Raw genomic sequence first — 25,260 nt, forward strand, 5'->3', positions numbered from 1 at the left:
GCTGCCTCCTTTTTCTAGTGTGATAGCAGGGCGACCACCCCACTCCGGATCAGGATGACGCTCTCTCTCGGCGCGTCTCTGGCAGGATTTCCTCCCCGGCGCTGGTGATGCGGAGTGTGCCGCCGTCGGGCATGGTTATCCGAATATCCGCCTTCGCGCCTTGCTCTTTGGCATTCGCTCTTGCGACAGCGACGATCACGTCGTAGGCGGCGCTCTCATCCAGTGACGAATGCAGGCGAAGTGCGGTTGCCGATGCATCCATTGTAAATAGATGAGGCTGATACTTCGCGTAATCCTCTCCAGACCAACGAAACTGCATATAGCCGCGCTGGGGATCGAAAGCGGTTCCGGCCTGAACTATTCCCTGGAACGCTGCCTTTTGATCTCGATAGGTGTCCAGCAGCTCGGCGGTTGTGTTGTGTCGGTCATCAATCACCATCATGGTTTTCATGATCTCTTGCCCACCTAGCTGACCGGCCCGCGCCACTTCCTCCGGGGTAAAAATATAGCGGGTTAAGCTGGTGGCGAACGGACGCATCTCCAATGAGAGATGATCTAGAAACGGGCGTCCCTCGCGCGCAGCAGCCTCCCGCGCCAAAGCAAGGCGCGCTGCTCCCTCGTCAGCAGCCTTTCGAATGTTCTGCTGTGCAGCGTAAATCTTATTGAGCTTGTGGATCAGCGAGAAGTCGATCTGCTGGTTACGCTCTTTCTTTTCGCTGGCCTTCGCTTCACGGGCCGCCTTCAAGCCCCATCGATATGCAGCATAAGCGCCTGCCAAAGCGCCGAAGATGCCGATGCCGCCGCCTATGATGTCACCAACATATTCGGGCCGTTCAGGCGGCAACTGCACAGCCGTAGCCGTCATCCCAGATTGGCCGGTAGAAGGAGTCGCCATACCTGCGCTCACATTCCGGACGTGAATGCGATAAAAACGCCAACCGCCATGATAGCGAGCAGCACATAGACCCACGCAGGCATCGCGTCCGAGTCCCTCAACGGCGCATTCGCTAGAAGGCCGTTCATGTTGGGATTCACCCGCTCGGCATAGGACGGGCGGCCAATAGTGGGAGGCTGACTGGGCTCGAACGTCGATTGAACAGCAGGGGGGCTGATGGCTTCCGAAGTGGAAAGAACCTCACCACAGAAGCGGCACTTAGTAGCGGCCTTCTTGATGATTTCCGCACACACTGGACAAAGGCGTTCGTCCGACACCTTCCGGACCGCGACGCCGGTCGCCTTGAGCGCCCGCCACGACGTGAGGCTGATGCCGCTATCGTAGTTGACCTTGATTACAGCATTCCCGCCGACCTTCGCAGCCAGCGCCTTCAACCGGGTATTCACCTCATCCATGCTTGGCGCACTGGAAAAGGCATGAGACGCCTCGCATTTCGCCTCTACCTGGCGGATGACTTCGAACTCGAAGTCCGGCGTCCCCGTGAAGATCTCGACTTCTTCTACCTTAGTTGCCATGCCCACCCCGGCTCTTCATCACAAACGTGAGCATGAGCTAACCGCAAAATCGCGTCAGGTGAAGGCGCAACTATCAAGAGTTGCCTTGAAATAGGGCTTGCGACCCATTCAGCTCGCAAGCCGGCACCGACATCCATCTAAGCAGCGATTGGCGTTCCACGGCCCGGAAATCGGCCTTCTTGGCGATAGTTGAAGCAACGCCGGTATGGGTTGTTTTGAGAAGGTTGCCTTCGAACGCCGGGAGCGGCTCTTGACACGCTACCCCTCTCCCACGAAGTTTTATAGAATCTGAATATTCTAATGAATCCGAATCTTTATAAGATTATATACAGCTCGTATCTTCACTCGCTACCGCTCATTCAGATACTCGCGAGGAAAGGGGGTCGTGTCAAGATGCAAATCGTTCGACCCGACACATTTTCGCTCTTTCTCCGGCAATCGGGACACACGATTGATCAAGAAAACTACATCAGGGCCGTGTCGAGGTCAGGTTTTGTCTCGGAAATAGAGACTAGCGTGATAGGAATGTAGCAATCGTGGTCCCGAAAGGAGAAATGGACTCGCTTTGACGATGCCATTGCTATACAATGGCGCCATGTCATCAACCACAGAGGCTATGCCGACCGCCACCACCCCGAAATCCCGCCATGTGCGGATCAACGACGCCAGCTACCGGATGCTCGACTTCCTGTCGGTCATGCGTGGCGAACCCAAGGGCTTGCTGCTCTACCGACTGCTCCGGGAGGGGTTGAAGATTTATCAGGAGGAAACGGCATGGAGTCCGGCTCCACCGCCGTTCGTCATCAAGCCGACCTGTGCGAAGGTCGGAAACGCTGTCCTGCTCTATAACCCCTTCATCGACGCCGCCGCTCTCACCGGCAAAGAAGCCGTCGCCCTGGCTGACGCCATCACCGATACCCTTGAAGGACGCCCGGTCGCCGCCTTCCAGATCATCACCGCCGAACACGGCCACACCATCCGGCTTAAGCCCGCTGGTCGCCGCATCCACCTCATCATCAACGACACCGACTTCCCGATGGCCCTTCCGGTCGCACGGGATGTCGCCGCCGCGCTGGACTCCGCCAGCGTCCACGCCACCGAAAACACGGTGGTCCCGAGCGTCCACTAATGGGCGCTCTTCGCATTCCGGCTTCTGATCTCGCGGAATGGGCCGATGATATGGGCGCGACCCACTTCATCACCCTGACGGCGGGCTGCTATCCGGAACGCTCGTTCGATCCGGATGTCAGCTTTCGGCCTGACCTTTCTCGCCTTGCCCGTAGGATTGGCCGGGAGCTTTGCGGCCTTCCACGCCGTAAAGACCCGACACCGGGTGACCTCCCCTCGTTCGCAGCGTTCTACGAGCCAACGACGGGATCAGGGACGCCCTATCCACACATCCACGGATGGATCAGCCTGACGGGGAACGAGGAAGAGCATCTGCGCGCAATCCTTCGAACCTATTGGGGTCAGGACGACAAACCGGAGATCACCTCACCCTTCCTCCGACACTACCCGTCACGTCCTCGTGCGCCGAAGGCCGTCTGTCGAAACCCGACGTGGGAACCGACATTCGATCTTGAGCGCATCCGATCAATCGGCGCGGCGATCTACAGCGGCAAGGGCTACGCCCGAACCGGCATGACTTACGATTGGGGAACAATCCTCAACGTCACCTGACAGCAAACGACCACCACAACGCCGCGATACAAGCCAACACGACCAAACGACCAAACGACCAGACGTATAGCCCTCCGGAGGTAGCCGCATCGGCCCGGAGGCTGGGAAGCAAGAAGTCAGTCTTCGGCCCCCACGACCAAGCCAGCAGCGCCAGCCTAGAAACGAAAGAGGCTCCGCAGCACGTCAGCATTGAAATCCGGCACTGGGGGACGCTCCGGAGCCGGACTCATAATCATGCCTACCAATCAGAAGACATAACCAATCAGAACAAACTCAATCAGAAAACATAACCAATCCAAGAGAATGACCAATCAGAAGACATCACCACTCCGTACGAAAATAATCATTCAGAAATCCGATTAACAATCCGCACAGTCAAGTATCCTAATCTAAATATCCCTCCCTCAACAACGCCTCTTCGATTCGTCGAATCCAACATGTCGGGGGACATATGCAAGACCACCATGCCGAACTGATCGACCTAGACCTGTTCTGCGAAATCATGGACCAATCCGTGATCATCGAAGCGATCCGGGAAGGCGACCTATACCTTCACTTCCTCAAGCACCCGCTACGTGGCGTCATTACAGGCGTACAAGCGGGAAGCGCAGTCCTGATGGTCCAGGGTGGCTATTCCGATATCAGGGAGCGAATGACCTAGGCAAAGACTGGAAGGGTGATCAGGCCGTCACCCTTCTTCATTTCCGAAGAGCTTCGTAGAGGTCCGGTCGTATTTCGGCGACATGGACGGCGGCTTGCGCGAAGTCGCGAGAGTCGAGTGGACCCGTCGCTTTCCTCAACCCATCATCCGCATCGACAAGCGCCTCCACGTACACATCGGCCATAGCCTTCTCACGGTCGTCCAATAGACTGTACGCGCTTTCGAGAGTGTTACGCTGCTCCACCAGATTGGCTTTGATTTTTTCCCTCGTGGGGGAAGTCAGATCGCCCTTGGAAACTTCCTGCACGAACGACACGACTAACGGGTCGAACGCCTTCGATGCTTCGACAAACTGGTTCACCTGAGCGGTACGGTCTTGACGGGTCGCTTGATAATCGGCGCTGCACATACCGACGCCAAGCGTCACCAAGCCACCTACCGCAGTCGTGCACAGAAAGCCGATTACGACGAGCAATCGGCTAGCTGGCTTTCCTTCGTGAGCTGCGATTGACATCGTCATGGCTGCGAGTTCGCGGGGTCCGGAATGACCTTTATCGCCGTGGAGAGGCCGGTAGCCTGCTCAGCGTCGCGCGCTTGAACGCAAACTTTATGCCAAGCGCCGAGGTCCATCATCTTAATCGCCGCCATGGCCTGCTCCTGCACCTCAAGCGCACAGGGATCATCCCCCGCGACCGCGCTATTGACGATTTGAATATCAACCGCCCCATCAATCCCAGCGGTCGCGACAGCTAGGAAAACAGCAGCAGTGATCGGCAAAATCTTCTTATTGAATAGGCGTAACGCACCGGGCGAGTTGATGTTCGCCGTCAGTTCGGGGACGAGGTCACGGTTGGCTTTTAGCACAGCAAGCGCAGCTGACATATCCATCAGCTTTGCCGGTTCATGCCCCTCTTCGACAGCGGCAAGCACACCAGACACATAGTTCAAGAATGACTGGATGTTGTAGTCATCAAGCGTGCTGAAATCGGCCTCAGTGGTTTTTAGCCGAGCGCTGTAGGTTTCACCGATGGCATATTGATCGAACGCGGCCTCCAAAATCTCGTGCCGAAGGCTCCGGTCAATCGCCATAATGGGCGTCGGCTTTTGAAGCCGGTCGCGGAGGATTGGGCCAAAACGGGCTTTTGGCTTCTTGCCGATCCAGCGAACCTTCCGAACAGGCACGCTCTCACCGGGGTAGAGGCTGATGTCGTTGACGACGACTGGCGGCCCCTCCAACTCGCCGATCAGCACGTCGCTGAAATAGCCCGGGCCGGGTACGACAATGATCGTTCCGATAGGAAGGGTATAATAGAGACGTTCAATCGCCCCCACGTATCGCCCCACACGACGCCCCTTTGCAGCATCGACATAGTCGGCTGGATCGCGGGACGGTTCGTCGCCGACGCGATGGGCGCGATGCCACGACCTAAGCTCCATAGACCGGACCACGGCCTGTCTTAGGGCATCCCTTTTGGGACGACCGCCAGCAAAGTTCAGGCGGATATCAGGGAAATCGAGGAAGACGGCTTTTTGTCGAACGAAGTCTTCATACAGGGAAAACCCATCACCGGGCCGGATGATGTACATGTCCTCACGTGCGCCAACGAAGCGCGTCGCGATATCGACCTTTACCGCCGTAGCCATCAACCATGTTCTCCCTCGTGTAGGCCGTGCATATCGAGGCGCGGAGAGCGTGTCTATCCATGACCCACACGTTGCAACGCGACAGAATCACCACTTTGAATGCACCCATCCACAGCAGATTGACGGCCCAAGTCGCGTCACACAAAGCGCCACACAATCCGCCGCGAAGCCGCTTTAAGCGATTGTTTTTACTGAGCTTTTAGGAAAATGGCGGAGACGGAGGGATTCGAACCCTCGGTACCGGTTACCCGGTACGACGATTTAGCAAACCGTTGCCTTCAGCCACTCGGCCACGTCTCCTGCGAGGGCGTCGATAGCGGAGGCTGATGCGTCGCGCAATCCGGTTCGCGCGAAAGGGTTCATGTTAACGCGACATAGAGGCCGAAGCGGCAGAATGGCGTTTCGTCAAACGGCTCCGGACCCCGATGCTCGACCGCCCCGACAGTCTCGCCGCCCGCGCGCCGGGCCAGGGCGGCGCCGCACAGGACAAGGGCCGCGCCGCGCGGGGACCGTTCCGGCCCGAGGTCTGGCTGAACGCGCGCCAGCGGTCGGCCGTGCGGTTGTCGGCCCATTATTTTCGTCTGATCGACGTGCTGGCCGTGCTCGGCGTGACCCTGGCGGCGATCTTTGCAGTTCGGCCCGCCGCATTAGGTGCGATGACGATGGCCGACGTCGCCCCGCTGGTGCTGGGCGCCGCCTCGGCGCTGGCCGCGCTGCGGGCGTTTCAACTTTATCGATTCGCACGCGACCAGACCTGGGTGCTGCATCTGGTCGGCGTCGCCGCGTGCGGCCTGATCGCCGGTTGCGGCGCGATGCTGGCGTGTCTGGCGGTCGGCGCCGACGACATGGGACGGGTCGGGACCTGGGCGGCGACGGTCACGGCCGGTCTGATCGGCCTTCATTGTGTCTGGCTGGGACTGATCGCGCGCTGGCGGCGGCAGGGCGCCCTGTCGCCCAATATCGTCGTGGTCGGCGCGACCAGAAACGCCCAGACCCTGATCGAACAGGCGCTGGAGCGACGCGACATGAACGTGCTGGGCGTGTTCGACGACCGGCTGGCCCGCGCCCCGCAAAGCGTCGCCGGCGTGCCGGTTCTGGGCGACGCCAACGCCCTGATGACCCACCGGATCATGCCCTATATCGACCGGATCGTGCTGGCCATCGACCCCGAGGCGGGCCAGCGGGTGCGCGATCTGACCCAGCGCCTGCAGACCCTGCCCAATCCGCTGACCGTTCTGGTCGATTCGGAGTTGGGCCGCGACGGGGTGCTGAACCGCCTGGCCAATGCGCCCCTGGCCGCCCTGGACGGCCCCGCCGACCGCGACCGTCGCGCGTTCAACAAGCGGATGCAGGATCTGCTGCTCGGCGCCCTGGCCCTGATCGCAGCGGCGCCGATCATGGCCATGGTCGCCCTGGCCGTGCGTCTGGACAGCCCCGGCCCCATCTTCTTCCGTCAGCGTCGCCACGGCTTCAATCACGAGAGCATCGTGGTGTGGAAGTTCCGGTCCATGCGCCATGCGGCCGCCGACGCCACCGCATCGCGTCAGGTCTGCGCGGACGACGACCGCGTGACCCGCGTGGGGCGCTTCATCCGCGCCACCAGCCTGGATGAACTGCCTCAGATCTTCAACGTCCTGTCGGGCGAGATGTCCCTGGTCGGTCCCCGCCCCCACGCCATCGGCATGAAGACCGGAGAGACCGAATCCGCCCTGTTGGTCGCCGAATACGCCCACCGCTGTCGCATCAAGCCCGGCATGACCGGCTGGGCCGCCATAAAGGGATCGCGCGGCCCGGTCGACACCGAGGCCCAGGTGCGCGAGCGGGTGCAGCTGGACATCGAATATGTCGAGCGCCAGTCCTTCTGGCTGGACCTGTGGATCATCGCCGTGACCATCCCCGTCCTGCTGGGCGACCGGGCGGCCGTGCGTTGAGCGAGCAGCGCATGTTCTGGCGCGGCGTCTGGGGCTATCTGCCGGCCCAGATCGTCCAGGGGGTGGTCGGTTTCCTGACCCTCTATGTCTTCACGCGCCTGCTCAGCCCCGCCGACTTCGGCCACTACGCCCTGGCGTTTTCGGTGACGACCCTGGCCCATACGGTGACCTTCAGCTGGCTGGAAGCGTCGATGGCCCGGTTCTGGGCGGCGGAGCGAACGCCGGAGGGAATGGCGACCCATTTCGCCAGCCTGTATCGCACCTCCTTCGCCATCATCGCCGTCTTCATCCCCATCGCGGCCCTGGTCGTGTGGCTGGCGCCGCTGACGCCGGCGTTCAAGGTGGCGGTCGCGTTCGGCCTGGCTGGCGCGCCCGTCCGCAATCTGGCCAAGCTGGCGCAGGAGCGGTTCCGCGCGGCGGGCGAGGTGTCCAAGGCCGCCGGCGTCGACATCCTGGTCGCCGTGCTGGGCTTCCTGGTCGGGGCGGGGTTCGCGGTGGCGGGCGCCGGCGCGGCCTCGCCGCTGCTGGGTCTGGCCATCGCCCCCCTGTTCGCCCTGCCCTTCATCCTGCCGGGAGAGTTGCGTCAGACGACGGGGGGGACGGTGGATCGGGTGCGGCTGCGGGCCTACGCCGCCTATGGCTATCCGATCGCGGCGTCCCTGACCCTGGCGCTGGTGCTGGCCTCGACCGACCGTTTCCTGCTGGCCGCCTTCATGGATGCGGCGGCGGTGGGCGCCTATCACGCCAGCTACAGCCTGGCGAACCGGACGCTGGACGTCATCTTCATCTGGCTGGGCGCGGCCGGGGCGCCGGCCATGGTCATGGCGCTGGAGCGCGGCGGGCGCGAGGCGCTTCGCAAGACGGCGCTGGAGCAGGGTTCGACGCTGATCCTGATCGGCCTGCCGGCCGCCGTCGGCCTGTCGCTGGTCGCGCGACCAATGGCGGAACTGATGATCGGGCGTGATCTCAGGGACGCCGCCGCCCTGGTCACGCCGTGGATCGCGGCCTCGTCCTTCCTGTCCGGGTTGATCGCCTATTATTTCGGCTTCGGCTTCACCCTGGGCAAGAAGACCGGGCTGCTGCTGATCACCATGGCCATCCCGGCGTTGTGCAACGTGATGCTGAACCTCTTGCTGATCCCGCGACTGGGCGTGGCCGGAGCCGCCATCTCCACGGCGGCCAGCTTCGCCATCGGTCTGATCGCCTGCCTGCTGCTCAGCCGTCGCGCCATCGCCCTGCCCGTGCCTTGGGACGCGCTGGCGCGTTGCGGCCTGGCCTCGGCCGTCATGGCCGCCATGGTCCTGATGCTTCCGCCGCTGGGCGGTCTGGTCGAGCTGATCCTGGACGTCGGCATAGGCGGCCTGGTCTATGCCGGCGCCGCCCTGGCGCTGAACGCCGCCGGAGTCCGCGATGTGCTGAAACGCCTGGTCCAGGCCCGCCGCCGGGCAGCCGCATGACCGGGGCCGCCATCCACGATAACGCCGCCTGGGCGGCCGCCCGACCGACGATCTCGGTCCTGATCCCGTTCCTGCGCGACGATCCTCAGGCGCTGATGGAGCTGCTGGATCGAGAAGCCGAGGCATTGAACGGCGCGGTCGAGCTGATCCTGCTGGACGACGGCACGACGGACGCCGCCCTGACGGAACGGCTAAGGGCTGCCGCGGACGCCTTGCGTCTGCCCGTTCGTCTGATCTCCCTGCCGTGCAACGAAGGACGCGCACGGGGACGCAACCGCCTGACCACCGCCGCGCGCGGTCACGCCTATCTGTTTCTGGACAGCGACATGCGACCCGACACGCCGCATTTCCTCCAGACCTGGCGCGCCCTGGTCGCCGAGACCGATCCGGCGGCGGCCTTCGGCGGGTTTTCGCTGGATCAGGCCCCGACCGACGCCCGTTTCGCCGTTCACCGCGCCCTGTCGGCGGCGTCCGAATGCGTGCCGGCTGCGACCCGCGCCCTGACGCCCGAGAAATACGTCTATACCTCCAACCTGCTGGTGCGGCGCGACGTCTTCGCCGCCGAATCCTTCGATCCCGGCTTCACCGGCTGGGGATGGGAGGACGTGGAATGGGCCATGCGCGTCTCGCGCCGATTCGACGTCGTTCATATCGACAATCCCGCGACACATATGGGCCTGGATACGGTTGAGGATCTGGCGCGTAAGTTCGATCAGGGCGCGGCCAACTTCGCCCGCGTCGTCGCCCTGCATCCCGCCATCGTCCAGACCTACCCCAGCTATCGCGCCGCGCGGGCCTTGAAGCGTCTGCCGCTGCTGCCCGCAGTTCGCCGGGCGATGAAACAGGCCGCCGTGACGTCCGTCCTGCCGGTAAAGGCTCGCGCCTTTGCGCTGAGGCTCTATCGCGCCGCCGTCTATGCGGATGCGATCTGATGGCCGCCGACGTCGCCGTCATCATCCCCACGCTGCGCCGGCCAGAGGGGCTGGAGCGCGCCCTACGCTCGGTCTTCGCCCAGGTCGGGTCGCTGGATCGCATCGCCGCCGTCGTGGTCGCCGACAATGATCCCGACGGCTCGGCTGCCCCGCTGGTGCAGCGGCTGCAGGCCGAGGCGCCCATCCCGCTGATCTACGCCCATGCGCCTGTTCCTGGCGTGGCGACCGCGCGTAATGTGGGTCTAGCGGCGACCGATGCGCCTCTGATCGCCTTTCTGGACGATGACGAAGCCGCCTCGACCGGCTGGCTGGCGGCCCTGCTGGACGCTCAGGCCCAGACCGGCGCCGATGTCCTGTTCGGTCCCATTCGCGGCCGCGTGCCGGAAAACACCGGCTGGACCACAACCTACCTTGAGCGGTTCTTCGGGCGCGACGGGCCGGACGTCACCGGCCTGACCGACGACATCCACGGCTGCGGCAATAGTCTGATGGTGCGCGCGACCGCCCTGCCCGGCGACGCGCCGTTCGACGTGGCGACGAATGAGACCGGAGGCGAAGACGACCGCCTGTTCACTGGCCTGATGGCGCGCGGCGGCCGCTTCGGCTGGGCCGCAGGCGCCTGGGTGGACGAGTTCGCGCCGTCGCATCGCGCCACCCTGCGCTACGCCCTCACCCGCGCCTTCGCCTATGGCCAAAGCCCCAGCCAGATGGCCGCCGACCGCCGCGACTGGCCGGGCGTCATCAAGTGGATGCTGGTCGGCGGCGCTCAAACCGCCGTATGGGGCGTCGCGTCGCTCGTATCCGCCATCCTGCGCCGTCCTGATCGGGCCGAAACCTACGACCGCTGCGCCCGAGGCCTCGGCAAGTTGTTCTGGACAAAGGGCTTCGAGCCGAAACTGTACGGTGCGGCCATGCTGGCGCGCGCCGACTGATCCAGCGTCAGCCCGTCAGACGCTGCAGGAATCCCGGCGCGCGATAGGTCGAGCGGTTCATCACCACCCCGGCGATCCGCCCGCCCACCGCCTCGATCTCGTCGCGCAGGATCACCGGCGCGCTGGCGGCCGTGCTTTCGGCCGCGACCACCATGACGGTGGTGTCGACGAAGGGGGCCAGGATGATGGCCATGTCGTTGCGGTCGGCCGCCGGGGCGTCGATGACGATGGTGTCGGCATGGGACCGCAACGCCTCCCAGTATCGGGGATCGCCCAGCGCCTCGACCCGATGCCCGGACCGCAGGGCCTCCATGTGAAAATGCGTCACCCACAGCCGGCCGCCCAGACATGGCCGGGCGGTCATCAGGCGCGCATCCGGCACGGGCCTGCCGTCGCGCCCGGTTACGCGCGGCGTCACGGCGTAGAAGCTGGACCCGTCGGGCGAGGCCTGGGCCGCCTTGCCGATCTGACCGAACCGATCCGGCTCGGCCGACACGGCCTCCAGCTGCCCCTGTTGCGCCAGGTCGCCGTCGATCAGCCACACGGGTTTGCGCGCCCGCACGGCCGCCAGACGCGCGAACTCGCGCGCCACGGTCGAGACGCCCTCTCCGGTCGCGGCGGCGGCGAACTGGATGACGCGCGCGCGGTGCGCCGGCGCGGTTCCCAGCGCGGCCCACAGACCCGCCATTTCAGACGTCAGATCGACCATCGAATCGCCAAGGCGCTCCCTCGAACCCCTAGCCTAGCACGGCTGTGGTCAGGCCGCCTTCGCCGGCGCGACGGCCAGGACCGGCATGTCCAGCGTCCGACCGACCGAGGCCGGCGTGCTGAAGCCCCGCCGCGTGAACACCCGCAGCAGCCCCACGCACAGGGCCGTGAAACCCGCGAACAGGAAGACCGCCGCCAACAAAGGAATCTTCAGGCTCTTGCCCGTCGAGGGCGGCTGGGCGCGTTCGATGACGGTGACATTGTCGGCGCCGGCGGCGACCAGGGCGTTGTCGGCCCGGCTCTGCGTCTCGCGCTGCTGGAACTCGCGGATCGAGGCGCTGAGAACCTCGCGATTGCCGGCCAGGGTGGTGTTCTCGGATTCCAGCGCCGTCAGCCGCGCCTGACGGCCGCGAATGTCGTTCAGCTGACGATCCAGGACCGACAGACGCGCCGCCAGCGAATCCCGCTCGGCGCGCGTGTTGATGCGGTTGGTCTCCAACTCGGTCCAGACGGGGTTGGGGCCGGTTCGCACCTCCTTGGCCCCCACCGCTGTCCCGGTCGAGACATAGGCTTGAAGCTGGTTGATGCGCGCCTCGATGTCCTTCACCGGCTGGGCGTCGGGCTGATAGCGCGACAGCAACTGTTCGCGCTCGGTGCGCAGCTGCAGCACCTGATCCTGGGCCGAGATGTTCAGATCCTGCTGCAGCGCCACCTCGGCCGGCGTCCCCGCCTGTTGCGCCACCAGGGTGTTCAGCCGCTGGCTGGTCTGGTTCAGCTGGCTCTGGGTCGACATCCGGTCGGTGAAGACGCTCTGATAGGTCGCCGCCAAGGTGGCTTTGGCCGCTGCGAAGTCGCCGATCTGGTTGGAGGTCAGGAAGGTCTCGTAGGCCCGATCCGCGTCGCCCAACTCATCCTCGAAGGCGACGCGCTGGCTGGCGATGGCCGGCGTCTTGTCCTGAAACACTTCGCGACGATAGATCAGATATTGTTCGATCACGGCGTTCAGCACCCGCGCCGCGCGCTCGGGATCGTCGGCCTTGTAGGTCAGATGGATGACCGCGCTGCCCGGCGCCGTGGCGACGCCCAGGCTGGCACCCACCGTCTTGATCGCGGCCGCCTGCGCGCGTTGCGGCCCGCCCTTCGGCGCCTCGCCCAGGATTGCGGCGGGGCCCAGGGCCTGGACCACCTTCTGGCGCACGGCGCTGGAACCCAGGATGGCGGCTTCGGAGTTGGCGACCTCGTCGCCCTGCGGCGCCTGGCCCCGCTCCGCCGTACCGACACGCGGCTGATAGACATATTCCTGGCCGACGCCGGCGAAGACCGATCCGGTGGCGGTGTAGCTCTTCTTCAGCGTCATCGCCGCCGCGAACCCCAACCCCAGGATCACGACGAAGACCAGGATCATAAGCAGCAGTTCGCGAAACAGCAGGCCGATCACGTCCAGCACGCCGTAGCGCGGTCTTGCCGTGACGTATGCCGTGGAACGCATCGGGCGCGCCGAATCCCTTGAAAGACCTGTTCCTCTCACCCTTCGCCCACCGGCGTTAACCGATGATTACCCATAACCGACGACCCTGCCTCCAACCGCTGCTCTAGGGCCGACCGATTCTCATGCCGACAGATCGCCGCCTGTTCCTGCTGACCCTGGGTTCAGCCTCGATCGCCGCCTCGCTGGCGGCGTGCGGCGGCGGCGCGGGTGTGTCGCATTCTTCTTTCGAGGCTTCGCGCGCGCGGGATCGCGACCTCGCCGGCATACCCTTCGCCGATTGGACGGACCGGCCGCCGGAATATCTGCTTTATCCCGGCGACGAGATCGAGGTGGCCACGCCCACGGCGTCGGAGCTGACGCGCACGGTCAAGGTCGGACCGGACGGTCGAATCGCCCTGCCCCTGATCGGGTCGGTCATGGCGGCGGACCAGACGCTGCCGCAACTGCAACAGAACCTGGCCGGCGCCTATGCGTCCCAGCTGATCCGGCCGGTGGTCGAGGTCACCCTGCGTCAGGCGGGGCCGATCCGCGTCTGGGTCGACGGCGAGGTCCGCACGCCAGGCGTGTTGGAGATGGTGGGCGAGCTGGACGCCTATCAGGCGATCATCCAGGCGGGCGGCTTCGCCCCGACATCGCGCCCGGACCAAGTGGCGCTGATCCGTCGCGGTCCCGGCGGCTCGCGCATGATGCGGGTCGTCGATCTTCGGCCGCGTCGTGGCGAGGTCGCGCCCTTGCGGCGCGGCGACATCCTGTTCGTGCCCCGCTCGACGCTGGGCGAACTGGCGGCCTTCTTCACCCAGGTCCGCGCCGCCCTGCCCATCGGCTTCAGCTATTCGATCAATGGCACGCGCGGCAACGGCTTCGCCCAGTTCTGACGCGCCATCCGGCAGGTCTGGTCAGGCGACCAGTTGCACCACGCCCTGGTCGATATAGCGGCGCGCCGCCTTCTGGGCCTCGGCGATCTCCTCGCGCTCCATCTCCATGCTCATCTCGCGGCGATAGACGCGCGCCTCGACCGAGCCCTTCATGGCCGCCAGGTTGAAGATCATATGGGCCGACACCCGGTCCATCGGGCAGCCGCCCGATCCGGCCGAATACATCATGCCCAGCTTGAACAGGTCGTCGCCGGACATGTCCGGCGTCGGCAGCGGCAGCCCGTCGTTCTGGGCCTGCAGATCATGCGCCAGTTCTTGCGCGTTCATCACCGTATCTCCCGAACGGGCGCCGTTCTGGCCCCGCCTTATGAGACCTCATCAAATACCGGCGGTTTGAAGTTAAAGTTAACGGCGAACGGCGTCGTGCGGACTTTTCAGTAAAGCAGGAATGAATACTCGCCCGGCGATTCACCGGTCGAAAACCCGGTTGCGAACGGCTTCTAGAACCTGACCGCGCCATTCAGCGGGCATTCAGCCGCCGGGCGCGAAGTTCGGGTTCATCAACGGGTCGATCCGGCGTCTTCGTCGGCCGCCCAGGAATGGAGCACTTCAGATGAACCGCCTCACCAAGGCCGCCGTCGTCGCCCTCGCCCTGTCGACCACAGCCGTGCCGATGCTCGTCCAGGCCCAGGACCGCGACCGCCGCGAATATCGTCAGGATCGACGCGACGACCGCCGCGACTTCCGCAACGAGCGGCGCGATGATCGCCGCGACTGGCGCGACGGTCGATATGCCGATCGCGGCGACTACCGGCGTGATCGCCGCGACGACCGCCGGGACTATTGGGCCGAGCGTCGCGACGACCGTCGCGATTGGCGCAACGACCGCTGGGATCGCAACAATCGCGACTGGTGGCGCGGCCGTGCGGACTTCCGCGGCTACAACGGTCCGCGCGCGGGCTACTGGTATGCGCCGAGCTACGGCTATTACCGGGTCGAGCCGCGTTACTCGGGCTATCGCTGGCGCACGGGCGGCTATCTGCCGTCGCAGTACCGCAGCTATTATGTCCGCGACCCGTATGTTTACGGCCTGCGCGAGGCCCCGCGCGGCTATCGCTACGTCCATGCCGGCAACGACATCCTGATGATCGCCGTGGCCACCGGCCTGATCGCCAGCGTCATGTCCGGCGTCTATTGAACCCATTTGACGCCAGTATCGAGAAGCCCCGCAGTCGTCTGCGGGGCTTTTTCAATGGGACGAAGCAAGCTGAAACCCATGTTCAGTCCGGGTTCATCGCCATCGCCGCATCGTCATCCCAAGCCGCCGGCCAACCGGTGTGCAGGAACGCAAAGACCATGAAACGCCTCCTGATGGCTTTCACCGCCATCGCCGCCGTCGCCGGCCCCTTGGCCGCCCCGCTTCAAGCCCTGGCCCAGGATGCGACGGAACAGCCCGCGCCACGTCGCGAACGTCCAGATCGCGGCGCAAATCGCCCGGACCGTCCCGCGATGACGCGCGAGACCCAGCCCCGCTTCGAGCGGCCGGCGCGCCCCGATGCCGGCGGTCCTCGCCCCGACCGGCCCCAGGGCGGGTGGAACCGACCTGACCGGTCGAACGGCGGCCAACGGCCCGAACGGCCGGAAGGCGGCTGGAACCGACCCGACCGTCCGAACCCTGGCGGCACGCGACCGGAACGGCCAGAAGGGGGCTGGAACAGGCCGGACCGGCCTAACACGGGCGGCACGCGCCCTGATCGCCCCGACGCCGGCGCCCCGCGCCCGGATCGGCCCACGCCGGGCGGTCAACGCCCAGAGCGGCCGGAAGGCGGCTGGAACAGGCCGGACCGGCCCGGTCCTGGCGGCGGACGCCCGGATCGTCCCGAAGGGGGATGGAACCGCCCAGACCGGCCGAACCCTGGCGGCTCGCGTCCCGGACGTCCCGACGGCGGCTGGAACCGGCCCGATAGGCCAGACGGCTGGAATCGACCGGACCGTCCCCGCCCGGGCTGGAACAACGATCGCGAGCGGGAACGTCTGCGCCGCGAGTTCCGTCAGCGGTTCGACGCCGAGCGCTGGCGGCGCGACTTCTACCGCAACCACCGCGCCGACTGGTGGCACAACGACAACCGCTTCAGGGGCTATGACGGCTTCCGGGCCGGCTTCTATTTCGCGCCTGGCTGGGGCTATTACAGCGTGCCGCGATCCTATTGGGGTCGCAACTGGTCTGTCGGCCAATATCTGCCCGAGGCCTTCTGGCGCTACCAGCTTCAGGACTGGCGCACCTATGGCCTCGGCTATCCGCCGGCTGGAACCCGCTGGGTTTCGGTCGACAACAGCCTGTATCTGATCGACGAATACGACGGCTATATTGTCGACGTCGTCCGAGACGCCTGGCGCTGGTGATCCCCAGCAAAATTTTTCTTCCTTAGGCCCGACAACCTTGGATGTCGGGCCTTTTTCTTGCGTGACGCGCCGACATTGCGCCGTTCGGATGTCGCCGGACGCCCAACCTTGTCGATCTCTTGACCTGCCGAGGCGGCTTTCGACACTGAACGGCCTGCGCCTTGGTCAGTGTTCATCCCGTCGATTTGGCGGTCGTCGGCTTGGACGCGCGACATAGACAGCAACGTGCCATCTGAAGTCTTCGATTGGCCACGGCCAGAAAGGGCCGCGATGGACGACGATCCTCCGTGTCGTCGCAACCCGACGACGCCCCGTTTTTTCAAGACGCCCTCACGGAAGGATATTCACATGAAGATCGCCTTGACCGCCTTGGCTTCCAGCCTGTTGTTGGCCGGCGCCGCCGTGGCGCAGGAAGCGCCCGCCGCACCGCCGCCTCCCCCGCCCGTCGATCACGCCGGGCCGCATGACCCCGCACACCAGCCGCCTTCGCAGCCTGACGCGCCGGTCCCGCCCGCTCCGCCGTCGCCGCCGATCGAACAGCCTGCGCCGCCCCCTGCGCCGCCTGCCGACCCGAACACGCCGCCAGCGCCGCCGGAATTCCCCGAACCGCCAGCGCCCCCTGCGCCTCCGGCGCCGCCCGAACCGGCGACCCCGCCTTCGGTCTGAACCGATACTGAAAAGGCCCCCGCAGATCGCTCTGCGGGGGCCTTGTTCTTGTAGCCGCGTCGGTCGTCAGAGGCCCAGCTTGGCCTTCAGGATGTCGTTGACCGCCGCCGGGTTGGCCTTGCCGCCCGTGGCCTTCATGACCTGACCGACGAACCAGCCGATGGCCTGGGGCTTTTCGGCCACGGCCGCCGCCTTGTCGGGGTTGGCGGCGATGATCTCGTCCACGGCCTTTTCGATGGCGCCGGTGTCGGTGACCTGTTTCAAGCCGTGCTTCTCGACCACCTCGGCCGGCGAGCCTTCACCGTTCCAGACGTGATCGAACACTTCCTTGGCGATCTTGGACGAGATGACGTTGGTCTCGATCAACTCCACCAGTTGCGCGACGTGCGCCGCCGGCAGCGGATTTTCGCTGAAGTCCTTGCCTTCGGCGGCCAGGCGCGCCGAGACCTCGTTGGTGACCCAGTTCGACACCAGCTTGGCGTCGCGGCCCTTGGCCGCCGCTTCGAAATAATCGGCCTTGGCCTGCTCCGAGATCAGCACGATGGCGTCGTATTGCGACAGCCCATAGTCGGCCATCAGACGCTTGCGCTTGTCGTCCGGCAGTTCGGGCAGGGACGCCTTGATCTCGTCGATCCACGCCTGTTCCAGATCCAGCGGCAGCAGGTCGGGGTCGGGGAAGTAGCGATAGTCCTGCGCCTCTTCCTTGGACCGCATGGAGCGCGTCTCGCCCTTGGTCGGGTCGAACAGGCGCGTCTCCTGCGTGATCGAACCGCCGTCCTCCAGGATTTCGATCTGGCGGCGCGCTTCATATTGGATCGCTTGAGAAATGAAGCGGAAGCTGTTGACGTTCTTGATCTCGCAGCGCGTGCCCAGATAGCCGAAGTCGCCGCTGGCCTTGAACTTCTCGTAGTTGCCCGCGCGACAGACCGACACGTTCACGTCGGCGCGCAGATTGCCCTTCTCCATGTCCCCATCGCAGGTGCCGAGATAGATCAGGATGGTCCTGATCTTCTTCACATAGGCCACCGCCTCTTCCGGCGTGCGCAGGTCGGGGCGCGACACGATCTCCATCAACGCCGTGCCGGCCCGGTTCAGGTCGACGTAGCTCTCGGTCGGCGACAGGTCGTGGATCAGCTTGCCCGCGTCCTGCTCCAGGTGCAGGCGCTCGATGCCCACGTTGAAGAAGCTGCCGTCCTCGGCCTCCACCTCGACCACGCCTTCACCCACGATGGGGTAATAGAGCTGGCTGATCTGATAGCCGGTCGGCAGGTCGGGATAGAAGTAGTTCTTGCGGTCGAACTGGCTGCGTTTGTTGATCTGGGCGCGCAGGCCAAGGCCCGTCTTCACCGCCTGTTCGACACAGTGTTTGTTCAGCGTCGGCAGCATGCCGGGGAAGCCCGCGTCCACCAGCGACACCTGCTCGTTCGGTCCCGCGCCGAAGCCGACGGCGGCCCCGGAGAACAGCTTGGCCTTGGACGCCACCTGGGCGTGGATTTCCAGCCCCATGACGATTTCCCAATCGCCGGTGCGGCCCTTGATCGTTTTCGCGTTCGAAACAGTGTCGGTCATGCGCCCGTCCTAGCGCCCTCGTCGGCGGCGAGAAAGGGGGCTGTCTTGATGATGTCGCGAAAGGCGATCAACTTCCGCCTCTCAACGGAGATTTCCATGATCAAGACCCTGTTCGCCGCCGCTGGTGCGGCCTCCCTTCTGGCGGCCGGCGCCGCCTCGGCCCAGACGGCGCCGGCCCCTGCCCCGGCGCCCGCCCACGACCATCACGCCGCGGATCACCAAGCCGCCCATCCGACGATCGACAGCACCATCGAGGCCCTGGTGGCCGACCCGGCGACCAAGGCCGTGCTGGACAAGCATCTGCCCGGCATCGACCGTCATCCCGCCTACGCCCAGTTCAAGGGCATGACCCTGCGTCAGGTCGCGCCCTTCTCTCAGGGCAATATCACCGACGCCAAGATCGCGGCCATCGACACCGATCTGAAAGCCATCCCGGCCGCCTGATCGCGCCTGCGGGCAAAAAAAGGGGCGGTCGGTTCGCCCGGCCGCCCCTTTCATCGTCTGACCCGCATTGGATCAGTTGATGTTCATCACCACACGGCCCTCGATCTGGCCCTTGTGCATCCGCAGGAAGATGTCGTTGATGTTCTCCAGCGGCTCGACCGAGACCGTCGCCTTGACCTTTTCGTCGGCGGCGAACTGAAGCGCCTCCTGCAGGTCCAGCCGCGAACCGACGATGGAGCCGCGGACCGTCGTTCCGTTCAGCACCATGTCGAAGATCGACAGCGGGAAGTCGCCGGGCGGCAGGCCGTTCAGCGCGATGGTGGCGCCGCGCGACGTCATGTTGACCGCCTGTTCGAAGGCCTTGGGCGACACGGCCGTGACCAGCACCCCTTGCGCGCCCCCGTCCGTCTGGGCCTTGATGTCTGCGGCGGGATCGTTTGACGTCTTCGCGTTGACGGTGACGGTGGCGCCCAGCCGCCGCGCCAGGTCCAGCTTGGCGTCGTCCACGTCCACGGCGGCGACGTTCATCCCCATGGCCTTGGCGTACTGGACCGCGACATGGCCCAGGCCGCCGATGCCCGAGATGACCACCCAGTCGCCCGGCTTGGTCTCGGTCATCTTCAGACCCTTATAGACCGTCACCCCCGCGCACAGGATCGGGGCGATGTCGTTGAAGCTGACGTTGACCGGCAGATGACCGACGTAGTTCGGATCGGCGATGGCGTATTCGGCGAAGCCGCCATTGACGGAATAGCCGGTGTTCTCCTGCTCGTGGCACAGGGTCTCCCAACCGCCCAGGCAGTGTTTGCAATGGCCGCACGAGGAATAGAGCCACGGCACGCCCACCCGGTCGCCTTCCTTGACCAGCTTTACCCCGGCGCCCACCGCCGAGACGTAGCCGACGCCTTCATGGCCGGGAATGAACGGCGGGTTGGGTTTGACGGGCCAGTCGCCCTCGGCGGCGTGCAGATCGGTGTGGCACACGCCGGAGGCTTCGATCTTGACCTGGATCTGACCCGGACCCGGCTGGGGCACGGCGACCTCTTCGATGGTCAAGGGCTTGCCGAACTCGCGCACGACGGCGGCCTTCATGGTCTTGGACATGGAATGTCCTCCTCGATTTCAAGGGAAGGCGACGGACGGGCCGAAAGCAGGACATCGGCCCGCCCGCCGGGCAGTTTCGCACGCCATGGAAGTGGTTCGGCGCGCAAGGCGAAGGATGGCCGATCCGAGGTCGGCCATCCTTGATTCAGATCAGAAGAAGCCCAGCTTGTCGGGGCTGTAGCTGACCAGCAGGTTCTTGGTCTGCTGATAGTGATCCAGCATCATCCGGTGGTTCTCACGCCCGATGCCCGACTTCTTGTAGCCGCCGAAGGCTGCGTGGGCCGGATACTGGTGATAGCAGTTGGTCCAGACCCGCCCGGCCTGAATGGCGCGGCCGGCGCGATAGGCGGTGTTCATGTCGCGCGACCACACCCCGGCGCCCAGGCCGTATTCGGTGTCGTTGGCGATGGCGATGGCCTCTTCCAGCGTCTTGAAGGTGGTCACGGCCAGGACGGGGCCGAAAATCTCCTCCTGGAAGATGCGCATGTTGTTCGTGCCCTTGAACACGGTCGGCTCGACGTAGAAGCCGCCCGACAGGTCGTCCTTCAACACCGCCTGATGGCCGCCGGTCAGCACCTCGGCGCCTTCGTCCGCGCCGATCTTCAGATAGCCGAGTATCTTCTTCAGCTGCTGGTCCGACGCCTGGGCGCCGACCTGGGTTTCGGGATCGAGCGGATCGCCCTGTTTGATCGCCTTCACCCGCGCGATCGCCTTCTCGATGAAGGCGTCATAGATGTCTTCATGCACCAGGGCCCGGCTGGGGCAGGTGCAGACCTCGCCCTGGTTCAGCGCGAACATGGCGAAGCCTTCCAGCGCCTTGTCCAGGAAGGCGTCGTCGTGATCCATCACGTCCTTGAAGAAGATGTTCGGCGACTTGCCGCCCAGCTCCAGCGTCACCGGAATGATGTTTCTGGTGGCGTATTCCATGATTTTCTGACCGACGGCGGTCGAGCCGGTGAAGGCGATCTTGGCGATGCGCGGATTGGTGGCCAGCGGCTCGCCGACCTCGACGCCGGTGCCCGACACGATGTTCAGCACGCCGGCCGGCAGCAGGTCCTGGATCAGTTCGACGACCAGCAAAATGGAGGCCGGGGTCTGTTCGGCCGGCTTCAGCACGATGCAGTTTCCCGCCGCCAGGGCGGGAGCGATCTTCCACGCCGCCATCAGGATCGGGAAATTCCAGGGAATGATCTGCCCCACCACGCCCAGCGGCTCGTGGAAATGATAGGCGACCGTGTTGTGATCCAGCTCCGAAATCCCGCCTTCCTGGGCGCGGATGCAGCCGGCGAAATAGCGGAAATGGTCGATGGCCAGCGGTATGTCGGCCGCCAGCGTCTCGCGCACCGGCTTGCCATTGTCCCAGGTCTCGGCCTCGGCGACGGCCTGCAGGTTCTGTTCGATCCGGTCGGCGATGCGGTTCAGCAGCAGGGCGCGTTCCGCCACGCTGGTCTGGCCCCAGGCGTCCTTGGCGGCGTGAGCGGCGTCCAGCGCCTTTTCGACGTCGGCCGCGTCCGAGCGCGCCACCTCGCACAGGACGCGGCCGTTCACCGGGGAGGTGTTATCGAAATAGCGGCCGTTGACCGGCGGGACCCACTGTCCGCCGATGAAGTTGTCATAGCGCGCCTTGAACTTGGGGGTGGCGGCGCGGCTGAATTCGGGCTTGTTCATGATGGCTTCCTGACGTGTTCCTCGGGCGTCGCTTATCGACGTCGTTGGGACCGGAAGCTCGTCCTCGGCGCGCGTGGGCGCCAGACCGCCCGCTCATGGTGCGCTGCAAACCTGTCGCAGGTTTGCGACAGTCGCGATCAGTGGGCGGCGCCGGTCAGACCCAGCCGGTGCAGTTTGCGATGCAGGGTCGCGCGGCTGACGCCCAGCCCCCGCGCCGCCGCCGACACATTGCCATTGTTCAGCGCCAGAGCTCGCCGGACCGCTCCACGCTCGGCCTCCAGAAGGTCCGCCTCGATGGAGCCGCCGCCCAGAACCTCCGACGCCGCCAGCTGTGCCGCGATCCGCTCGTCCGTGATGGCAAGGGCCAGTCGCGCCGCGCGCGTCGCCCCGACCACCAGGTCGTCGCGGTCCACCGCCAGCAGGGCCGACGTATTGCGTTCGGCCACGTCGCCGGCCAGCACGATCCGCGCTTCGGAAAACGCCTTGCGGAAGGCCTGGGCCTCGATGGCGCGCGCCGCGTCGGCCACGGCGGCGGTGATCAGCCCCAGCATGGCCTCGGTCTGATCCGCCCGGCACGACGACACGTCCAGCGCCCCGGCCAACCGCCCCAGATGATCGTAGATCGGATGGCTGGAACAGCTCAGGCCGGTGTTTCGCGCGTGAAAATGCTGGTCGCGGTGAATCGTAACCGCCCGCTTTTCGGCCAGGGCCGTGCCGATGCCGTTGGTGCCCTCCACCGCCTCGGACCAGACGGCGCCGGGCCACAGGCCCCAGCGATGGAAGGTGTCGTCGTCGCTGGCCATGCCGCGGCGCTCCACCGGCACGCCCGAGGCGTCGCACAGCAGAACGCAGCATCCCGCGTCGCCCACGGCCAGGAACAGCCGATCCAGCACGCCTTGGGCCGCCTGCGTCACCGGCTCCATCGCCTCGCGCGCGGCCCGCAGTTGCCCTTCGGTCAGGGTGACCACCTGGCCTCGACTTTCAGGGTCCAGGCCATACAGCGTCATCGACCGTCGCCACGACGCCGCCAGCGCCGAGCGCGCCGGCCCGGCCCCATCGTCCAGCACCTGTTCGATCAGGCTGCGGTGGTCGTTTCCCGTTCGCTCGCCCATGGTTGGCTCCCAGGTCTTGCAACTGGAGCCATCAGACGCCCGCGGACCGCGGGCGTCAATGCGACCTTCCTACGCCGGACGGCCTACCACCAGCGGCCCGGTTTGGCCGTAAAGCCCGCCGCCCGTTCCAGCGCCGCCCCGACCTGGAAGACCGTGGCCTCGTCCAGCGCCTTGCCGATGACCTGAAGCCCCAGCGGCAGACCGCCGGAATCCACGCCCGCAGGCACCGAAATCCCCGGCAGACCGGCCAGATTGGTCGTCACGGTGAAGACGTCGTTCAGATACATGGTCAAGGGGTCGATCTGCTTGTCGCCCAGAGCGAAGGCGGCCGAAGGCGTCGATGGCGTCAGGATGGCGTCCACCTGACCCCAGACATTGTCGAAGTCCTCGGCGATGCGGCGACGCACCTTCAACGCCTTGACGTAATAGGCGTCATAGAAACCGGCCGACAGCACATAGGCGCCGATGGTCAGGCGACGCTGGACCTCCTTGCCGAAACCCTCTGCGCGCGAGGTGGCGTAGAGGTCGTCCAGCGACTTGAACTCTTCCGCCCGATGCCCGAACCGCATCCCGTCGTAACGGGCCAGGTTCGACGACGCCTCGGCCGGGGCCACGATATAGTAGGTCGGCAGGGCGTATTTGGTGTGCGGCAGGCTGATCTCGACGATCTCGCAACCGGCGTCCTTCAGCCAGGCCACGCCCTGATCCCACAGCGCCTGAATCTCGGCCGGCATCCCGTCGACGACATATTCGCGCGGCACGCCGATGCGCAGGCCCTTGACCGACTGACCCACCGATTTCGTCCAGTCGGGCGTCGGGACGTCGAGGCTGGTGGAGTCCCTGGCGTCGAACGAACACATGGACTGCAGCAGCAGGGCCGCATCCTCCACCGTCTTGGTGATCGGTCCGGCCTGATCCAGCGAACTGGCGAACGCCACCATGCCGAAACGGCTGGCGCGGCCATAGGTCGGCTTGATGCCGACCGTGCCGGTGAAGGCGGCGGGCTGGCGGATCGAACCGCCGGTGTCCGATGCGGTGGCGGCCAGGCACAGGTCGGCGGCGACAGCCGAGGCCGAACCGCCCGACGAACCGCCCGGCGTCAGATCGGCGTTGGAGCCGCTGGACTTCCACGGGTTCTTCACCGGACCAAAGGCCGAGGTTTCGTTGGAGGAGCCCATTGCGAACTCGTCCATGTTCAGCTTGCCCAGCATGACCGCGCCGTCGCGCCACAGATTGGCGGTCACGGTCGATTCATAGGGCGGCACGAAGCCGCGCAGCATGTTGGAGCCTGCCGTCGTCTGCACGCCCTCGGTGCAGAACAGGTCCTTGATGCCCAGGGGCGCGCCTTCCAGCGCCCCGCCCTCGCCCGCAGCCAGACGGGCGTCGGACGCCTTGGCCATCTCCAGCGCCTTGTCCGCCGTCACCTCGACATAGGCGTTCAGCGTCGGGTTCGAAGCTTCGATATTGGTCAGGAAAGCCTGGGTGATCTCGGCCGAGGAAAATTCCTTGGCCTTCAGGCCATCGACGGCCGCCTTCAGGGTCAATTTCGTCAGGTCGCTCATGATCAATCGACCACCTTGGGCACGACGAAGAAGCCGTCGGCCGATTTCGGAGCATTGGACAGCACGTCTGCGATCTTGTCGCCGTCCGTGACCACGTCTTCGCGCAGGCGCAGCGGCTGAGCCACGTTAGAGGTCATCGGCTCCACGCCTTCGACGTCCACCTGATCCAACTGCTCGATCCAGTTCAGGATGCCGTTCAGCTCCTGCGCCAGCGGCTCCAGCCGATCCTCGGGGGTCTTGATGCGGGCGAGATGCGCAACCTTGCGCACCGTCGCAGCGTCGATGGCCATGCGGCCCTCCAATCGAAAGTGTTGGGTTGAATGCCCATTGGCGCTTGTCGATCGCCGCCATTCAACAAGGCCCAACTAACCGCCCAACCCTCGATTCACAAGGTTACAGCCTCATTGCGTCGTGCTGACGTCGATCCCGTCCGGCGGCGTCTCGCCGTTCCGGGCGAAGTCGATCTGCACCGTTCGGTTCGTCTTCAGAATATTCCCGTCCGGCCCCGCCGTGTCCTGACGCACCGCGAGCACGACCCGCCCGGTCTTCGCCTCGGCCACCCGCCATTCAGCGTAGTCACCCAGCGGATAGGCGCTCCACCCCTCGGACGGGCCGCCGAACAGGGCGAAATAGGTGACCAGGCCGTTCACCGCTGGATCGCCGCCCGACAGGCTGAACACTTTGGCGTCCAACGTCGGCAGGGCATGGAACTGCGAGATGTCGGCCGCCGTGCCCATCTCCTCGCCGGGAATGACCGGATGACGCGCGGGCGGACCGACGGGTCGGGCCGGCGCCTTGGTCACGGACATCGGCGTGGGCGCGGGCTTGGCGCCCGCCGTCTTGCGCGGCGCCTCGGCCGGTCCGCAGCCGCACAGACTTAGAGCCAGAACCGCCGCCGTCATGGAAACTCCGCGCATTTCGCCGTCCTCCATCCTCGCCGCCGTCACCATCGC

Annotated in this window: 26 protein-coding genes and 1 tRNA gene; 12 read left to right on the forward strand and 15 right to left on the reverse strand. The window is 65.3% G+C overall.

Going from position 1 to position 25,260, the window contains the following annotated elements; translation table 11 throughout:
* Positions 1-49: 49 nt before the first annotated feature.
* Both B3Z70_RS11205 and B3Z70_RS11210 read right to left on the reverse strand, forming a co-directional pair.
* The gene (locus B3Z70_RS11205) at positions 50-850 is read right to left on the reverse strand and encodes a hypothetical protein (RefSeq protein ID WP_292045574.1); all 801 of its coding nucleotides are present in this window, start codon (positions 848-850) and stop codon (positions 50-52) included.
* Between the two features lie 53 nt (positions 851-903).
* On the reverse strand, positions 904-1,476 hold the full coding sequence (locus B3Z70_RS11210; protein ID WP_292045576.1) for a hypothetical protein: 573 nt from the start codon (positions 1,474-1,476) through the stop codon (positions 904-906).
* 610 nt (positions 1,477-2,086) lie between these two features.
* Here B3Z70_RS11210 and B3Z70_RS11215 point away from each other — a divergent pair.
* The 3 genes from B3Z70_RS11215 to B3Z70_RS11225 all read left to right on the forward strand — a co-directional run bounded on the left by B3Z70_RS11215 (position 2,087) and on the right by B3Z70_RS11225 (position 3,811).
* On the forward strand, positions 2,087-2,599 hold the full coding sequence (locus B3Z70_RS11215; protein WP_292045578.1) for a hypothetical protein: 513 nt from the start codon (positions 2,087-2,089) through the stop codon (positions 2,597-2,599).
* Entirely contained in the window at positions 2,599-3,150 is a 552-nt protein-coding gene (locus B3Z70_RS11220) for a hypothetical protein (protein ID WP_292045580.1), read from the forward strand. Before B3Z70_RS11215 ends, B3Z70_RS11220 begins: the two co-directional genes overlap by 1 nt.
* A 451-nt stretch (positions 3,151-3,601) precedes the next feature.
* Entirely contained in the window at positions 3,602-3,811 is a 210-nt protein-coding gene (locus B3Z70_RS11225) for a hypothetical protein (protein ID WP_292045581.1), read from the forward strand.
* Between the two features lie 37 nt (positions 3,812-3,848).
* On the opposite strand, the gene B3Z70_RS11230 is transcribed toward B3Z70_RS11225, so the two are convergent.
* The 3 genes from B3Z70_RS11230 to B3Z70_RS11240 form a co-directional block, all read right to left on the reverse strand.
* Entirely contained in the window at positions 3,849-4,331 is a 483-nt protein-coding gene (locus B3Z70_RS11230) for a hypothetical protein (RefSeq protein WP_292045583.1), read from the reverse strand.
* Positions 4,328-5,455, reverse strand: coding sequence for a hypothetical protein (locus B3Z70_RS11235; RefSeq protein ID WP_292045585.1), 1,128 nt, complete (start codon positions 5,453-5,455; stop codon positions 4,328-4,330). The genes B3Z70_RS11230 and B3Z70_RS11235 overlap by 4 nt, the downstream gene beginning before the upstream one ends.
* A gap of 208 nt (positions 5,456-5,663) precedes the next feature.
* Positions 5,664-5,755: transfer RNA gene (locus B3Z70_RS11240), tRNA-Ser, on the reverse strand.
* Positions 5,756-5,880: 125 nt separating this feature from the next.
* On the opposite strand from B3Z70_RS11240, the gene B3Z70_RS11245 reads away from it, so the two are divergent.
* From B3Z70_RS11245 to B3Z70_RS11260, 4 genes are read left to right on the forward strand one after another with little or no spacing between them, the layout of a single operon-like run.
* Positions 5,881-7,386: an exopolysaccharide biosynthesis polyprenyl glycosylphosphotransferase gene (locus tag B3Z70_RS11245; protein WP_292045587.1), complete on the forward strand. Its 1,506-nt coding sequence runs from the start codon at positions 5,881-5,883 to the stop codon at positions 7,384-7,386.
* 11 nt (positions 7,387-7,397) lie between these two features.
* Positions 7,398-8,843 carry a lipopolysaccharide biosynthesis protein gene (locus tag B3Z70_RS11250; RefSeq protein ID WP_292022731.1) on the forward strand — a complete coding sequence of 482 codons (1,446 nt, stop codon included), beginning with the start codon at positions 7,398-7,400 and terminating at the stop codon, positions 8,841-8,843.
* Positions 8,840-9,775, forward strand: a complete 936-nt coding sequence (locus B3Z70_RS11255; protein WP_292022717.1) for a glycosyltransferase family 2 protein — start codon at positions 8,840-8,842, stop codon at positions 9,773-9,775. Before B3Z70_RS11250 ends, B3Z70_RS11255 begins: the two co-directional genes overlap by 4 nt.
* Complete coding sequence (locus B3Z70_RS11260; RefSeq protein ID WP_292022719.1) at positions 9,775-10,707, forward strand: glycosyltransferase family 2 protein; 933 nt, start codon at positions 9,775-9,777, stop codon at positions 10,705-10,707. Before B3Z70_RS11255 ends, B3Z70_RS11260 begins: the two co-directional genes overlap by 1 nt.
* Before the next feature lie 7 nt (positions 10,708-10,714).
* Here B3Z70_RS11260 and B3Z70_RS11265 read toward each other — a convergent pair whose 3' ends face one another.
* Positions 10,715-11,416 (reverse strand): hfsB, encoded by a 702-nt coding sequence (locus B3Z70_RS11265; RefSeq protein WP_292022721.1) that lies wholly within the window; start codon positions 11,414-11,416, stop codon positions 10,715-10,717.
* 48 nt (positions 11,417-11,464) lie between these two features.
* The gene (locus B3Z70_RS11270; protein WP_292022723.1) at positions 11,465-12,904 is read right to left on the reverse strand and encodes a GumC family protein; all 1,440 of its coding nucleotides are present in this window, start codon (positions 12,902-12,904) and stop codon (positions 11,465-11,467) included.
* A gap of 122 nt (positions 12,905-13,026) precedes the next feature.
* Here B3Z70_RS11270 and B3Z70_RS11275 point away from each other — a divergent pair, with 122 nt between their 5' ends.
* On the forward strand, positions 13,027-13,779 hold the full coding sequence (locus B3Z70_RS11275; protein ID WP_292022725.1) for a polysaccharide biosynthesis/export family protein: 753 nt from the start codon (positions 13,027-13,029) through the stop codon (positions 13,777-13,779).
* Between the two features lie 21 nt (positions 13,780-13,800).
* Here the strand turns inward: B3Z70_RS11275 and B3Z70_RS11280 are convergent, their stop codons facing one another.
* Complete coding sequence (locus tag B3Z70_RS11280) at positions 13,801-14,106, reverse strand: sel1 repeat family protein (RefSeq protein ID WP_248116989.1); 306 nt, start codon at positions 14,104-14,106, stop codon at positions 13,801-13,803.
* A gap of 286 nt (positions 14,107-14,392) precedes the next feature.
* Between B3Z70_RS11280 and B3Z70_RS11285 the strand changes: the two genes are divergently transcribed.
* The 3 genes from B3Z70_RS11285 to B3Z70_RS11295 all read left to right on the forward strand — a co-directional run bounded on the left by B3Z70_RS11285 (position 14,393) and on the right by B3Z70_RS11295 (position 16,848).
* A complete protein-coding gene (locus tag B3Z70_RS11285) occupies positions 14,393-14,977 on the forward strand; it encodes an RcnB family protein (protein WP_292022726.1) in 585 nt (194 codons plus the stop codon).
* A 158-nt stretch (positions 14,978-15,135) separates the two neighbouring features.
* On the forward strand, positions 15,136-16,182 hold the full coding sequence (locus B3Z70_RS11290) for an RcnB family protein (RefSeq protein WP_292045589.1): 1,047 nt from the start codon (positions 15,136-15,138) through the stop codon (positions 16,180-16,182).
* A gap of 348 nt (positions 16,183-16,530) precedes the next feature.
* Positions 16,531-16,848, forward strand: coding sequence for a hypothetical protein (locus tag B3Z70_RS11295; RefSeq protein WP_292045590.1), 318 nt, complete (start codon positions 16,531-16,533; stop codon positions 16,846-16,848).
* A 66-nt stretch (positions 16,849-16,914) separates the two neighbouring features.
* Here B3Z70_RS11295 and gatB read toward each other — a convergent pair whose 3' ends face one another.
* Positions 16,915-18,417 carry an Asp-tRNA(Asn)/Glu-tRNA(Gln) amidotransferase subunit GatB gene (gene gatB / locus B3Z70_RS11300; protein ID WP_292045592.1) on the reverse strand — a complete coding sequence of 501 codons (1,503 nt, stop codon included), beginning with the start codon at positions 18,415-18,417 and terminating at the stop codon, positions 16,915-16,917.
* 96 nt (positions 18,418-18,513) lie between these two features.
* Here gatB and B3Z70_RS11305 point away from each other — a divergent pair, with 96 nt between their 5' ends.
* Positions 18,514-18,861, forward strand: coding sequence for a hypothetical protein (locus B3Z70_RS11305; protein ID WP_292045594.1), 348 nt, complete (start codon positions 18,514-18,516; stop codon positions 18,859-18,861).
* Between the two features lie 72 nt (positions 18,862-18,933).
* Here B3Z70_RS11305 and adhP read toward each other — a convergent pair whose 3' ends face one another.
* The 6 genes from adhP to B3Z70_RS11335 all read right to left on the reverse strand — a co-directional run bounded on the left by adhP (position 18,934) and on the right by B3Z70_RS11335 (position 25,224).
* Positions 18,934-19,965 carry an alcohol dehydrogenase AdhP gene (adhP, locus tag B3Z70_RS11310; protein WP_292023341.1) on the reverse strand — a complete coding sequence of 344 codons (1,032 nt, stop codon included), beginning with the start codon at positions 19,963-19,965 and terminating at the stop codon, positions 18,934-18,936.
* A 150-nt stretch (positions 19,966-20,115) separates the two neighbouring features.
* On the reverse strand, positions 20,116-21,633 hold the full coding sequence (locus tag B3Z70_RS11315; protein ID WP_292023343.1) for an aldehyde dehydrogenase family protein: 1,518 nt from the start codon (positions 21,631-21,633) through the stop codon (positions 20,116-20,118).
* A gap of 137 nt (positions 21,634-21,770) precedes the next feature.
* Positions 21,771-22,745, reverse strand: coding sequence for a GAF domain-containing protein (locus tag B3Z70_RS11320; RefSeq protein WP_292023345.1), 975 nt, complete (start codon positions 22,743-22,745; stop codon positions 21,771-21,773).
* A gap of 83 nt (positions 22,746-22,828) precedes the next feature.
* Positions 22,829-24,307, reverse strand: a complete 1,479-nt coding sequence (gene gatA, locus B3Z70_RS11325; RefSeq protein ID WP_292023347.1) for an Asp-tRNA(Asn)/Glu-tRNA(Gln) amidotransferase subunit GatA — start codon at positions 24,305-24,307, stop codon at positions 22,829-22,831.
* A gap of 2 nt (positions 24,308-24,309) precedes the next feature.
* Complete coding sequence (gene gatC, locus B3Z70_RS11330) at positions 24,310-24,597, reverse strand: Asp-tRNA(Asn)/Glu-tRNA(Gln) amidotransferase subunit GatC (RefSeq protein ID WP_292023350.1); 288 nt, start codon at positions 24,595-24,597, stop codon at positions 24,310-24,312.
* Between the two features lie 111 nt (positions 24,598-24,708).
* Positions 24,709-25,224: a hypothetical protein gene (locus B3Z70_RS11335; protein WP_292023352.1), complete on the reverse strand. Its 516-nt coding sequence runs from the start codon at positions 25,222-25,224 to the stop codon at positions 24,709-24,711.
* Positions 25,225-25,260: the final 36 nt, after the last annotated feature.

Source organism: Brevundimonas sp. UBA6550 (assembly GCF_002434505.1).
Taxonomy (GTDB): domain Bacteria; phylum Pseudomonadota; class Alphaproteobacteria; order Caulobacterales; family Caulobacteraceae; genus Brevundimonas.

What these genes read in the sequence shown, in the direction of transcription:
- B3Z70_RS11220 (WP_292045580.1), top strand. Translation starts at nt 2,599, where the DNA reads ATGGGCGCTCTTCGCATTCCGGCTTCTGATCTCGCGGAATGGGCCGAT.
- B3Z70_RS11245 (WP_292045587.1), top strand. Translation starts at nt 5,881, where the DNA reads ATGCTCGACCGCCCCGACAGTCTCGCCGCCCGCGCGCCGGGCCAGGGC.
- gatA (WP_292023347.1), bottom strand. Translation starts at nt 24,307, where the DNA reads ATGAGCGACCTGACGAAATTGACCCTGAAGGCGGCCGTCGATGGCCTG.
- B3Z70_RS11235 (WP_292045585.1), bottom strand. Translation starts at nt 5,455, where the DNA reads ATGGCTACGGCGGTAAAGGTCGATATCGCGACGCGCTTCGTTGGCGCA.
- B3Z70_RS11320 (WP_292023345.1), bottom strand. Translation starts at nt 22,745, where the DNA reads ATGGGCGAGCGAACGGGAAACGACCACCGCAGCCTGATCGAACAGGTG.
- B3Z70_RS11225 (WP_292045581.1), top strand. Translation starts at nt 3,602, where the DNA reads ATGCAAGACCACCATGCCGAACTGATCGACCTAGACCTGTTCTGCGAA.
- B3Z70_RS11270 (WP_292022723.1), bottom strand. Translation starts at nt 12,904, where the DNA reads ATGCGTTCCACGGCATACGTCACGGCAAGACCGCGCTACGGCGTGCTG.
- B3Z70_RS11230 (WP_292045583.1), bottom strand. Translation starts at nt 4,331, where the DNA reads ATGACGATGTCAATCGCAGCTCACGAAGGAAAGCCAGCTAGCCGATTG.
- B3Z70_RS11335 (WP_292023352.1), bottom strand. Translation starts at nt 25,224, where the DNA reads ATGCGCGGAGTTTCCATGACGGCGGCGGTTCTGGCTCTAAGTCTGTGC.
- B3Z70_RS11305 (WP_292045594.1), top strand. Translation starts at nt 18,514, where the DNA reads ATGATCAAGACCCTGTTCGCCGCCGCTGGTGCGGCCTCCCTTCTGGCG.
- B3Z70_RS11260 (WP_292022719.1), top strand. Translation starts at nt 9,775, where the DNA reads ATGGCCGCCGACGTCGCCGTCATCATCCCCACGCTGCGCCGGCCAGAG.
- B3Z70_RS11215 (WP_292045578.1), top strand. Translation starts at nt 2,087, where the DNA reads ATGCCGACCGCCACCACCCCGAAATCCCGCCATGTGCGGATCAACGAC.
- B3Z70_RS11315 (WP_292023343.1), bottom strand. Translation starts at nt 21,633, where the DNA reads ATGAACAAGCCCGAATTCAGCCGCGCCGCCACCCCCAAGTTCAAGGCG.
- B3Z70_RS11295 (WP_292045590.1), top strand. Translation starts at nt 16,531, where the DNA reads ATGAAGATCGCCTTGACCGCCTTGGCTTCCAGCCTGTTGTTGGCCGGC.
- gatC (WP_292023350.1), bottom strand. Translation starts at nt 24,597, where the DNA reads ATGGCCATCGACGCTGCGACGGTGCGCAAGGTTGCGCATCTCGCCCGC.
- B3Z70_RS11290 (WP_292045589.1), top strand. Translation starts at nt 15,136, where the DNA reads ATGAAACGCCTCCTGATGGCTTTCACCGCCATCGCCGCCGTCGCCGGC.
- B3Z70_RS11280 (WP_248116989.1), bottom strand. Translation starts at nt 14,106, where the DNA reads ATGAACGCGCAAGAACTGGCGCATGATCTGCAGGCCCAGAACGACGGG.
- gatB (WP_292045592.1), bottom strand. Translation starts at nt 18,417, where the DNA reads ATGACCGACACTGTTTCGAACGCGAAAACGATCAAGGGCCGCACCGGC.
- B3Z70_RS11255 (WP_292022717.1), top strand. Translation starts at nt 8,840, where the DNA reads ATGACCGGGGCCGCCATCCACGATAACGCCGCCTGGGCGGCCGCCCGA.
- B3Z70_RS11265 (WP_292022721.1), bottom strand. Translation starts at nt 11,416, where the DNA reads ATGGTCGATCTGACGTCTGAAATGGCGGGTCTGTGGGCCGCGCTGGGA.
- B3Z70_RS11285 (WP_292022726.1), top strand. Translation starts at nt 14,393, where the DNA reads ATGAACCGCCTCACCAAGGCCGCCGTCGTCGCCCTCGCCCTGTCGACC.
- adhP (WP_292023341.1), bottom strand. Translation starts at nt 19,965, where the DNA reads ATGTCCAAGACCATGAAGGCCGCCGTCGTGCGCGAGTTCGGCAAGCCC.
- B3Z70_RS11250 (WP_292022731.1), top strand. Translation starts at nt 7,398, where the DNA reads ATGTTCTGGCGCGGCGTCTGGGGCTATCTGCCGGCCCAGATCGTCCAG.
- B3Z70_RS11275 (WP_292022725.1), top strand. Translation starts at nt 13,027, where the DNA reads ATGCCGACAGATCGCCGCCTGTTCCTGCTGACCCTGGGTTCAGCCTCG.